This is a genomic window from Acinetobacter sp. 228 (genome assembly GCF_048147885.1).
On record NZ_JAYWYV010000150.1, the window covers coordinates 1 to 1,716 of the forward strand.

Annotated in this window: 1 protein-coding gene; it reads right to left on the reverse strand. The window is 40.3% G+C overall.

All coding sequences use genetic code 11. The features are described 5' to 3' along the window. Positions 1 to 19 precede the first annotated feature (19 nt). Positions 20 to 1,716, reverse strand: a 1,697-nt coding sequence (gene htpG, locus VXQ92_RS16835; protein ID WP_416682588.1) for a molecular chaperone HtpG, incomplete at its 5' end; no start/stop codon positions are given.

Consider the following 1,716-nt stretch of genomic DNA (forward strand, 5'->3'; position numbering starts at 1 on the left):
GGCTTTTTCTATTGCAAAATTATTTTAGCAACAAGCTATTAATGCGCTTCACATAAGCTGCCGGATCTTCCGGTAATCCACCTTCTGCAATCACCGCCTGATCAAAAATCACATTCGCCAAATCATCAAATTGTTCTGAACCTTCAAGTTTTTTCACTAAAGGATGCTCAGGATTAATTTCTAAAATTGGCTTGATTTCAGGTACGGCTTGCCCTGCTTGTTTGAGCATGCGAATAAGTTGAGGAGACAACTCGCCTTCACTAGTCACTAAACATGCTGGAGAATCTACCAAACGAGTCGTTACACGGACTTCTTTGGTTTTAGCCTTCAATGAATCACTTAATTTCTCGACAACAGGCTTAAACTGTTCAGCCGCTTGCTCAAGTGCCTTTTTCTCTTCAGCATCTTGCAAGTCACCTAAATCAACTGCACCTTTAGATACATTCTTCAATGGTGTACCGTCAAACTCGTGAACAAAGTTCATTGCCCACTCGTCAACACGCTCTGCCATTAATAATACTTCAATGCCTTTTTTCTTAAACAACTCCAACTGTGGAGAGTTCTTAGCAGCAGCTAAACTTTCAGCAGTCACATAATAGATAGCTTTTTGGCCTTCTTTCATGCGTGCCTTATAGTCCGCAAAAGAAGTTGTTACTTCATCATTTGTTGAAGTTGCATAACGTAATAATTTTAAAATACGTTCGCGGTTACCGAAGTCCTCACCCAAACCTTCTTTAAGAACTGAGCCAAACTCAGTGTAGAACGTTTTGAATTTTTCTTGGTCTTTTTCATCTTCAGATTTAGCTAAGCCATCAAGCAAAGTGAGTACACGGCGTGCGTTACCTTCACGGATTGTCTTAACATCACGGCTTTCTTGCAACAACTCACGGCTGACATTAAGCGGTAAATCAGCGCTGTCCACGACACCTTGTACAAAGCGTAAATAGTTTGGAATTAAATTGTCCGCATCATCCATAATAAATACGCGTTTTACATACAGCTTAATTCCTGCTTTTGCTTCACGTGTAAAAATGTCATGAGGTGCTTTACTTGGAATATAAAGTAACTGGGTATATTCCGTACTACCTTCTACACGGTTATGTGCCCATGCAAGCGGAGCTTCAAAATCGTGAGTTAAGTTTTTATAGAACTCAACATATTGCTCTTCAGTCACTTCACTCTTGTTACGTGTCCATAGTGCACTTGCCGAGTTAATTGCTTCCCACTCATCTGTTTTGACCATTTGGCCGCCTTTAGGCTCCTCACCTTCAGCAACCTCTTCTTCTTGCCAAACTTCTTTTTGCATTTCAATTGGCAAGCTAATGTGGTCAGAATATTTATTAACGATTTGCTTAACTTTATAAGACTCTAAATAATCAAGCGCATCATCACGTAAGTGAAGAATAATGTCAGTACCGCGTGAAGCTTTATCAATTTGCTGAACTTCAAACTCACCTGTGCCACCACTAATCCAACGCACCCCTTCAGAAGCATCTAGACCTGCGCGGCGTGATTCAACCGTAATTTTATCGGCAACAATAAAACCTGAGTAGAAACCAACACCAAACTGACCAATTAACTGAGCATCCGCTTTCTGGTCACCCGTCAATTTTGACATGAAATCTTTAGTACCTGATTTTGCAATGGTACCCAAGTTATCAATGGCTTCTTGTTGGCTTAAACCAATACCGTTATCAGAAATCGTTAAAGTTTTAT